Genomic DNA, 9,915 nt, shown 5'->3' on the forward strand with positions numbered 1-9,915 from the left:
TTTGCGCGGCGGCCTCGCTGAAGGACGGTCTCGACAATGTCGGACCAAGGCCTGATCGGCCTGCCGCGCTATCTCACATTTTATACATCAGCCAGTCTCTTTTTATCTTACAAGGCCGTTAGACCGAAGGAAAGAATTGTAAGACTCTCGCGTTTTACCTCTTGTCGTACGGAATCGACTTCTCCGGGTCGCCGGCAAACGGGTTCGGCACCTTGCCGCCGTGCCACGGGAACGCGTAGCTCGGCTGGTTCGCGAAGCGCTTCATTCCGGCCTCCACGCGGATGGACGCATTGGGCGGCAGCTCTACTGTGAAATACTTGCCGTTGACGCTAACCGACCGGTCTGAAGAGCTGACGTTCGAGCCCCTCTTGCCCTCGGCAGTCTCATCCTGGAATTTCACGTCCGTGAAGCTGTGCTCCCCGAACGCTCCAGCCTGTACGATCAGCCAGCGCGTCTCGGTGCGGCTGAGGTTCACGAGCTGCACGCCAACCTTGTCGGCCTTGATCTCATCCACGAGCGCCGCCACGTCCTGTGGCAGACCCGGGCGGCGGCGGTCAGCGTCATAATAGCGCACCGTCGCCCTCAGCAGGCCGCCGTTGTACACTGCCTGCGGCGCGCCAAGCATAACCTAGGACAGCGCCTTCGTGTGCACAACCGTCGGGGCGATCTCGTTATCCTTGACCAGCTGCTCGGTCGTCCTGCGTTCGTCCATCACCCTGTTGAACTGCTCCAGCACCCACCCGTACTCGGCGGAGAGCACCTGGTCCGGCCAGTTGGGGTTCTTCCCGTCGTAGTACTGGAAGCGCGCCAGCTCGATCTCGCCGCTGTTCTTCTCGTAGCCCTTGCTGTTGTTGAAGGTGTTCCAGTCGCGCACAACGTCCTGGACCCTGATGGAGGTCACGAAGTTGTGGTCGTCCTGCGAAAGGGTCATGTGGTACAGGTGCACCAGCTCCTGCGCCCGGACCGGAGCGGGCCCGGTGTAGGAGCCGTGCGGCTCCATGTTCAGGTCCCAGTCGTTCTGGTCGTACCGAGTCGGCGTCATGATCTGGCCGTTGGGCAGCTTGAAGCCGTTGTCCACCAGCACCTTCGTCTGGGAACGCAGCAGGTCGGCGTACTTCATGTCGCCCGTCAGCAGCAGCGCACACTCCGCCGCGATGGTCATGCCGTGGAACATGATGTTGAATCCCTGGTAGTGGCCCCAGCCGTAGAAGCCGCCGTGCCAGACTCCGTTGCGGTGCTCGCCCGGCTTCCCGGTCGGCCCTACGTTGTCCGGAATGATCCCGCCGTTTTGCTTGATGCGGTCCATCCAGGCGTCAACGTACTCGACCACCCACTGCTTGTACTTGGGATCGCCGGTGTACAGGTATGCGTCAGTGACCTGGGCCGCGGCCGCCAGGTTGTTTGCGGAGTCGCAATCAAGCACGATGTGCTCAAATGCCTTGATGACCTCCTCGGCCCTCTTCGGGTCCTTCCACCAGCCGATCTCCGGCTCCATGATGGGCCACAGGCTGGCGCGGATGCCCTGCGGCTTGGGCACCCACTTCGACATCCCCGTCTTCTCCGGGTTGCCGCCGTGTAGGAGCGTCATGACCGTGACGAGCTTCGCCTTGTGCCACGGCCCGTCGCTGGCCTGCGCGGGCGAGCGCAGGACCTTGTGCTTCTTGTCGTAGTTGGGTGCTTCAGGGTCGTCCCCGGTGTGGAGGTCCGCGAACCTCCGAGCACGACGGACGTTCTCCGTATTGTCCGGCATGGCGACGCCGAAGTCGTACCATGCCATGTTGCCCTCGCCCTTGTGGTGCCACTCGGCGTCGCCGGGGTGGTCCAGGCTATAGTACTCACGGTATATGTTCTGCCTGAACCGGGTCTCCGTGCGGTGGGTGATGCCCTGGCTGCAGATCCTGGTCGCGGTCTCCCAGTTCTGCATTGCATAGTCCCGCAGCCGCTCGTCCCCGCCCATCGCGTAAAAGAGGCCCCAGTTGTAGCACTGCTCATAAAAATCGTCCACGTCGTCCGCCCACAGGGGCGCGCCGTTGGGCTCGAAGTACTTCTTACGGAGGGCAAAAGCGCCCTGCTCCATGAGCGTCATCAGCCTGCGCTCTAGGATCGCCCAGGTGGGCGGCGATTTTATCTGCGTCGCCTTGATATTCGGCATTTCGGGCATCGTGTTTACCATTTGGCACTATCCTGAATTTCGGGATTACGGCGACCAGGGGTCCGGTCGCGGCACAACGTGTGGCACGTTACGCGCGCCGGTGCGCCATGTCAATACTCGCATTGACACCCGGCATAGCTGAATTTACACTCACACAAATCCTGAAGGTGACCGCATGAGCACAAGCAAGAAGACCCTGTTCCCACTCATCGGCGTCGTGCCGATCGTCCTCACGCCGTTCAACGACGACGGCAGCATCGACTTCGCGTCCCTCGAGCGCGAGGTCGAGCATGGTATAAAGGACGGCGTCGCCGGCTTCATCGTCCCCGCCGTCGCCAGCGAAGTAAACAAGCTCACAGAGGATGAGCGAAAGCAGCTCACAGTCAGGGTTATTTCCCAGGTCAAAGGCCGCGTCCCGGTCGTGATCGGCGCCAGCCACCCGGACGCGAAGCAGTCCCGAGGCCTGGCGGAATACGGCATGGCCCAGGGGGCCGCGGGCATTCTCTGCTCAGTGCCCATCCCGATAATTGACGACAAAGTGAAGGTGAAGGCCTACCTGCACGAAGTTGCGAAGGCCCGGATGACGATGCTCATGGTGTAGGACCTGCACTGGAACGGCTACGGGATGCCGCTGGACGCTCACCTTGAGCTCTGGCAGGAGATCGATAGCTACCGCTGCCTGAAGCTGTAGACCGTGCCCGCCGGATACAAGCTCACGCAGCTCGCCGAGGCAACCGGCGGGCAGCTTTGCATCGGCGTCGGCTGGTCGCTGCCGCAGCTCATCGAATCGCTCGACCGGGGCGCGCACTTCCTCACGACCGCCAGCGTCAACAGGCCGTTCGTGAAAGTTATGCAGCTCCACCGCGCCAGCCGCCGCAAGGAGGCGATCGACCTGTTCAACGCCACCCTGCCGTTCGTTGCCTTCAAGCAGCAGCACCTGGATATCTCCCTGAATATCCTGAAGCGATACTGCGTCCGCCGCGGCATCTTCAAGACCGCAAAGTGCCGCGATCCAATCCTGCCGTTCGACGCCCACCACGAGCGCCTCACGCAAGAGGTGCTGGACGGGATAATCGCGCTCGAGGACAGCCTCAGATAGCCAATCCGGCTTACACGCCCGGCAAGGAGCAAACAGTGAACATCCACCTCGTCGACGGCACCTACGAGCTCTTTCGTGCGCACTTCGGCACGCCGCCTGCGAAGTCGCCGGACGGCCGCACCGTCGGCGCAACCAGAGGCATCATCCAGACGCTGCTGGCGCTGCTGAAACAACCTGGGGTGACGCACGTCGGGGTGGCATTCGACCACGTCATAGAGTCGTTCCGGAATGACCTCTATCCCGGCTACAAGACGAGCGCCGGCGTCCCACCCGAGCTGCTGGCGCAGTTCCCCCTCGCCGAACGCGCCGCGGCGGCCCTGGGGCTGGTGGTGTGGCCGATGGTGGAGTTCGAGGCGGACGACGCAATTGCTACCGCCGCTACGCGATGGCATGCCGACCCGCAGGTTGAGCAAGTGGTGGTATGCTCGCCCGACAAGGACCTTTGCCAGCTCGTGCGTGGCGACAAGATCGTGTGCCTGGACAGGCGGCAGAACATCGTCTTGAACGAGGCGGCGGTGATCGAGAAGTTCGGCGTCCCGCCCGCATCGATCCCGGACTACCTGGGCCTTATCGGCGACTCCGCGGACGGCTTCCCCGGCGTCGCGCGCTGGGGAGCGAAGTCAACTGCACCAGTGCTCCGCCGCTTCGGCACAATAGAGGCCATCCAGGACAACCCGCTGCTGTGGGACGTGCGTGTCCGCGGGGCACAGTCGATGGCCGACAGCCTGCGGGCAAGCCGGGCGGACGCGATGCTCTTCAAGAAGCTCGCGACGCTACGGTACGACGTGCCCCTCCAGGAGTCGCTGGACGACCTCCGCTGGCGCGGCGTTCGCCGGGCAGAATTCATCGCCCTGTGCGAAGATCTGGGTCTCCAGCGCCTCAAGGACGCCCCCGTCAAGTGGGCGGAGAATGGCAGTTAGCAACCGGCCCGGTCCCCTTCTTGCCAACTACTAACTACCTACTACTAACTACCAACATCCACCCGCGCCCATCGCGCGCTTTTGAACGTGTTGTCGCCGGCGTAGAAGACCACCAGCACCGTCCCGTCGGGAAGCAGCACTCCACGAGGGTGGCCGAAGCGCCAGGCTATCATGTCGTCCCACAGCTCTTTCTGCGGACGCGGCCCCTTGGCCCCGGCCTCCTCGCCATCCGCGCTGTCGTACACCGCCAGGTCGTGTGAACGGTCCCACGTCTTCCCGAAGTCGCGGCTAAGGGACATCGCTATTCCCGGCCTTGGCCCGCGACGGACGGGATATACCGCCGCCAGCCTGTCCCCACCAAGAGCGATGGGCTGCGTATGCTGCCCAGGCAGGCCCGTCGCCACGGGAGTAGTCCACTCCCTGCCGTCCGGCGTCCCCCATGAAATGTGTGAGTCAACGTCCTGCTGCTTTGCGGAGTCGTGTGTCCAGTACATCGCCGCGAGCTGCCCTGTACCGGGGTGCTGCGCATAGCGAACGTCCCAGTAGTACAGGGCCTGTTTGGGGTGCGCCGCAACAGTCACGTATTCCGGCCACGTCCTGCCGAAGTCGTGGGAAAGGCGCAGCTCGGTGCCTTGCTTCGCCTGCGACTCGTCGTCGTACTCTTTCCAGTGCTCGTAAGGCTGCGCCAGCACGCCGTTGGCGAGCTTGAGTATGGCGTGGGTGTTGGGAGACGCGCCAACATGTGGGTCCGTCTTCATCCGCTTGCGCCCTGTCCACGTCCGGCCTCCGTCACGGGAGACGGAGTGGTATATCCGCATGGGCAGAATGCCCTGTGTCCGGGGGCTCACGTACGGCAGCGAGGGATCGGTGCGGTCCACCCACAAGCCTGTCGCCGTCAGGACTCCGGGCGTGAGCTCTGCAATGGAGAACGTTTTTATTTCACCCGGCGTCCCATCCGCCCACATCCCTTTTTCGAACCCGTCCCACCGTAGCGACCACGTCTTGCCGCCGTCGCTGCTGGCGTAGACCACCTCGTGCCCGTCCAGAGACTCCCGCTCACTACCCAGCCGGAAGGATGCCAGGAGCTCCCCATTGCTCGCCAGGAAGATGTCGGTGAACGCCGCTGAACGCTTGGGGAACGGAGCGCCCCGTGAATCGTGCATATATCCGGACGATATTACGCGCATGACTGGACACTCCTGCTGGGGCGCTAGGACGCCCCCTGCTCTTTCGGCTCCAGCGACAGACCTTCGATCACCTGCGCTCCCGGGATTCGCCGGAGCACCTCCGGCGATATCTTCACCTTCGATGCGCGGCTGCCGGAACCAAGGATGACGAACTGGAGCGGCATCAGCTTCGCATCGGCATAGATAGGCACGCCTGCGGGCAGATCGAACGGGGTCACCCCGCCGATCTCCATGCCGGTCAGCTCCCTGGTCTCATCCGCGGACGCGAAAGAGAGCCGCGAGACTCCCATCAGCCGCTTTACGGCCTTGTTAACATCGAGCCTGTCCGAGCCCCGCACGATGCACGCCGAGTACTGCTTCGGCTCTTTCTTCGCCGCGACAATGATCGTGTTGCCGCAGTCGCCTACTTCATAACCGTACTTTTCGCAGAACACCACGGTGTCCGCATAGGCTGGATCAATGCGCAGTATCTCGTACGGGATTCCCAGCCCTTCAAGCGTCTTGACTACCCTTGCCTCTGCCGCGGGACCGTCAACCAATTAGGACCCTCCGTATCAGTCTTTCGGCGCCAGGTCGAACCTGTATATGTCGTCCGGGACCGGTATCCTGTCCAACACCTGGAACATCCCGTTCTCGAGCAGCAGAAAAGCCACGCCACCCTGCTCAATCCCCTGCCCCGGCCGCAGCCTCCACTGGCCAAGGTCCGTGAGCGCCCACACTGCGGGGTCGCGGTTGTAGTTCACAAGCTCGGCAACGTATTGCACGCCGCGCTCTTTTATGTATCCGGCGTGGTCGTAGTTCCCATTATGCTCATACTTCATTAGCAGGCTATCGGTCCGCCCATCCAGCGAGCGCACGACGAAGCGGTCGTCCAGCCAGTAGCGCACCTGGACCTCCTGGTACGCTATCGAGACAGGCAGGGTAGATGGGTTGTCCAGCCCCTTGAGGAGCGCGTCGCTGTACGCCTGGCGCTCCGCCGGAGCGCGCATCGCCCTCCATAGCTCGTCGCGCGCGCCCAGCCCAAGTCGCTCCACCGTCTCAACCGTGAACACGGCAGCGATGAACAGGCACGCGAGCACGAACGCCGGAGTCCTGAGCGCCCTGAGCCACCTTGGCCCGTTGAGCCGCAGCTCGTTCCATTTCCACCGCGCCGCAACAGCCGCCACGAGCACCATCATTGGCATGAGGAAGGTTATGTACCGCGCCAGGTGCAGGGAGCCCAGCACCGTGCTGTACAGGAAGAAGAACACCCAGAAGTTTACTATCAGGAGCCCCTCGATCCGGTAGCCGGACCACCACGAGCGCTTCCAGACCACCCGGTTTCCGACGAGGAAGAAGGCCGTGAGCGGCAGGTACTGGAGGATCCTCACGACGAACTTCAGGTTGAACCAGAATGGCCCAACCTGTATTGCGTCCGTCGCCGAGAGTGTCACCCGCGAGACGGCCGAGCCCGGAATCCACTCGCCGGTGTGCGAGTAATGGAACCACGCCAGCGCCGCCGTCACGGCAATGAGCGGGAGCGCCGGCACAATGGCCTTCGATACGACCGTCGACACCTGCCGCGCGGTGCGCCGGTGGAGGAAGAGACGGTATGCGAACACAACGGCCGCGAACGGCAGTCCCTCGGGGCGGATTGCCACGCACAGCGCGAGCAGCGCCCCAACCAGCATCTCCCCCTCGAACGGCGTCTCCTCGTGTATCGCGTGCCACTTGACCCGCATCATCGCGTAGATGGCACCCAGGACCGCCAGCGCAAACAGCCCGTTCTCCATCCCTATCGTGGAGTTGTAGACGGAGCCTGGCATCACACCCACAACCAGCGCAGCAGCCAGCGCCCACCTGTCGCCGATGAGCTTGCGCCCGATCAGGAACGTAAGCGCCACGACGCCGTACCAGGCGGCAATGTTGAGCAGCTTCACCGCCATCGGCACATTCTCTATGGGCACAAACCGGAATACCTGGCCGAGCAGCAGCATGTAGCCGACGCTGGTCACTCCGGATGACTTCTCGCCCGGGTTGAACTCGAAGAACCGCCCCTCCGCTGCGCTCTCGCCATATACGAGGTGTATCTCAGCGTCGCCCGCATACATGCCGAAGTAGATGAACGGGTAGACGGCCATCACGGCCACCAGGGCAAGCACTGCCGCCACGCGGCGAGCGGCGCGCGCCCGTATCTCCGATTCCTCGCGGCGCCGCATGGCCGCTGCCAGCTCCGGCGATGGGTATACTGCTGCCATTCAGACCTACCTCCGTCCCTTCCTCTGACCCGGCGGGGGCGCCACAGCGGCGCGCTCCTCGAGACTCCTCGCATGCCTTCGTGCAAGTTCGAGCTTCAGGCTCTCCTCTCCCCTCGCCATCGCCCAGCGGTGGTTACCCGCAAACACGGGCTTCATGATAAACGAAAACCGCTGCAAAAGGGGCTTGTCCGCTCGAATTCTCCAGTCGTACTGCACCTTTACCCAGTCCCCATCCTGGGTAAAGGTCCAAACGCCTTCCCCAACAAAGTCTCCCCAGGCAGAGAGCGCGAACCCGCTCGGCCTCGTCACCCTGGTTACGCGGAACTTCCACTTGAGCCGGTACGGCAGCCATCCCTTCGTATGAAGGCTTACCACCTTGCCCACGCCTTCGGCGTCTCCCGCCGCTTCCTCTTTCACATCCAGGTAAACTGCAGGCCACCAGCGGACGAGGTCGGGAGCATCCTTCAGTACCTCGTAGACCTCTTCGCAAGTGCCTTGCACCCGCCAGGTAGTCAGGAAATTGTAGTCGTTCGCCGCCATCAAGTCCTCGCTCTGTTACGCGCCGGAATGATACCGGACCAGGACCTCAACGTCAGTTAACACGATGTCGCTCGCGATTCGCGGGTTGCGCTGCTCCATAACCGCCCGCGCCCGGTGCTCGCCGGGCCCAGCCTGACCTGGTGTGAGCGCGTACGTGTGCCACGACACCGCGCTCACGTCGCCCAGTGCAGGCCGTCGCGCGGGCTCGTACCGCACGGTCGCGCCGTCAAGCTCGTGCCCGTCCCAAAACACTCTCACAAAATCGCCCTTCACCCACTGGTCCAGCCGCACGCGAAGCTCAACGGTGTCCAGCGGCGCCGCACCGCCGTCCTCGGCGATGTCAATGGTAAACGAAGGGCCGTCGCCGGTCAGCGTCCTTACAAGCGCCACCGGGACTTCCCCGCGCAGGGCATCACCTTTGTAAAGGTCCTCGCGGTCGTAATAGTGCGTCGCGGCGTAGAGCTTGTCCTTGCCTCTCAGTGTCTCCGGAGACCCAATCTCCGTAAGCTGGGCTCGCCTGGACTCGGCGTTGGCGTGCCAATTGAACACATAGATGCCGCGCGCCCCGTCGCGATGGTACCGCGCCGCAATCGCGCGCGTCCGCAGAACGTCGCGCGTGCGCTCGTCCTCCGGCCATGTCTGCCTGATGGGCAGCCCGGAGTCAAGTCCAGGGTAGACCTGCACGTCCGTGCCCCGGCAGAGATCCAGGAACTCTGCGAGGTTGATAGAAGGGTCCGTCGCCGCGCCTCCGGCGGCCGGTATGAGGATGTCCACCAGTCCCTGTTGGACCCACGTGGGTAGGTCATACCCTATCCGACGGCACTGCTCCATGCTGCCGGAGACCCGCGCGGCGAGGTAATATGGCCTGCCGCGGTTCACCCCCAGCGCGCGCGTGACCTTCCTTGCCGCGCGCTGCAGGTCCGTGAGCGCGTACATCATCCGGTGGCCGTGGCCCGCCGGAAAGTGGAAAGCGTGCCGCTGCCAGTCAAGCTCAATGCCATCCCAGTCGTACAGCCGGCACACCTCTTCGATGTGCGCCAGCCTGTTGGCTCTGACCTCCGGCACGGAGAGGTCCCACGAAGCGCCGAACCGCCTCGGAGCGCGGCTGCTCAGCAGCCACTCCGGGTGATCGACGCGCATCCTGGTCAGCTCCCCGTGGAGGGGGTGCGACCGGAGGTCCTCCGGCTGCAGCGTCCCGAAGTGGTTGTCGTTCACGCGCACCGAGAAGTAGACGTGCAACCCCATCTCGCGGCCGCGGCGGACAATCGCCGCCTGCGGGTCCTCCCCGCGCTCCAGCATCGCCAGGATGTTCTCGGCATAGATGTAGTCGCGCGCATTTTCGTACCGCCGGTTGGTGAACTCTCCCACCATCTCCAGCACGGCGCTTTTCCACCGCGCCTGGTGCTCGCCCACGCACCAGAAGAGCGCGCCCACCTGCGTTCCCGCCAGCGGCGCATAGACGTGGCGCAGCAGGTCGTCCATGGACTGCGGCACTTCCGAATAGGCGTGCGGCGCACCGTCCCAGTTGTATATGATCCCGTATGGAGGCGGCGTAGACACCCTGGTCCCCGCGCGTCCGGTAACAGGAACGCGCCCTTCCTACAGCCGCGCAGTATAAGCGCGGTGATGCGGCCGGTCAAGGAACGGATCCGTACGTGTCTTTGCTCAGTGATATTGTCAGTAGGTAACTGCTCAGTGAATATGTCAGTCCATGAGAGGACTACATTTGACCGAGCGAGAAGCGAAGAGAGCACAGATACTGAACCTTGTTCTGGAGGGG

The 9,915-nt window shown here is 63.4% G+C and carries 8 protein-coding genes and 1 pseudogene; 3 read left to right on the forward strand and 6 right to left on the reverse strand.

Annotated elements, in window-relative coordinates:
* Positions 1-154: 154 nt before the first annotated feature.
* Positions 155-2,161, reverse strand: a pseudogene (locus tag FJ319_13800) (hypothetical protein).
* Between the two features lie 166 nt (positions 2,162-2,327).
* Here FJ319_13800 and FJ319_13805 point away from each other — a divergent pair.
* The 3 genes from FJ319_13805 to FJ319_13815 all read left to right on the forward strand — a co-directional run bounded on the left by FJ319_13805 (position 2,328) and on the right by FJ319_13815 (position 4,171).
* Positions 2,328-2,753: a dihydrodipicolinate synthase family protein gene (locus FJ319_13805; protein ID MBM3935343.1), complete on the forward strand. Its 426-nt coding sequence runs from the start codon at positions 2,328-2,330 to the stop codon at positions 2,751-2,753.
* Between the two features lie 93 nt (positions 2,754-2,846).
* Positions 2,847-3,251, forward strand: a complete 405-nt coding sequence (locus FJ319_13810; GenBank protein ID MBM3935344.1) for a hypothetical protein — start codon at positions 2,847-2,849, stop codon at positions 3,249-3,251.
* A 35-nt stretch (positions 3,252-3,286) separates the two neighbouring features.
* Entirely contained in the window at positions 3,287-4,171 is an 885-nt protein-coding gene (locus FJ319_13815) for a flap endonuclease (protein MBM3935345.1), read from the forward strand.
* A gap of 44 nt (positions 4,172-4,215) precedes the next feature.
* On the opposite strand, the gene FJ319_13820 is transcribed toward FJ319_13815, so the two are convergent.
* The 5 genes from FJ319_13820 to FJ319_13840 are packed head-to-tail and all read right to left on the reverse strand — an operon-like array spanning position 4,216 to position 9,695.
* A complete protein-coding gene (locus FJ319_13820; protein ID MBM3935346.1) occupies positions 4,216-5,358 on the reverse strand; it encodes a hypothetical protein in 1,143 nt (380 codons plus the stop codon).
* A 23-nt stretch (positions 5,359-5,381) separates the two neighbouring features.
* The gene (locus FJ319_13825) at positions 5,382-5,897 is read right to left on the reverse strand and encodes a hypothetical protein (GenBank protein MBM3935347.1); all 516 of its coding nucleotides are present in this window, start codon (positions 5,895-5,897) and stop codon (positions 5,382-5,384) included.
* Between the two features lie 15 nt (positions 5,898-5,912).
* On the reverse strand, positions 5,913-7,595 hold the full coding sequence (locus FJ319_13830) for a hypothetical protein (protein MBM3935348.1): 1,683 nt from the start codon (positions 7,593-7,595) through the stop codon (positions 5,913-5,915).
* Positions 7,596-7,601: 6 nt separating this feature from the next.
* Positions 7,602-8,135, reverse strand: a complete 534-nt coding sequence (locus FJ319_13835; GenBank protein MBM3935349.1) for a polyketide cyclase — start codon at positions 8,133-8,135, stop codon at positions 7,602-7,604.
* A 15-nt stretch (positions 8,136-8,150) separates the two neighbouring features.
* On the reverse strand, positions 8,151-9,695 hold the full coding sequence (locus FJ319_13840) for a hypothetical protein (protein MBM3935350.1): 1,545 nt from the start codon (positions 9,693-9,695) through the stop codon (positions 8,151-8,153).
* Positions 9,696-9,915 lie beyond the last annotated feature (220 nt).

The sequence above is a fragment of the SAR202 cluster bacterium genome, from assembly GCA_016872355.1.
Lineage (GTDB): Bacteria > Chloroflexota > Dehalococcoidia > Lucifugimonadales > VGZY01 > VGZY01.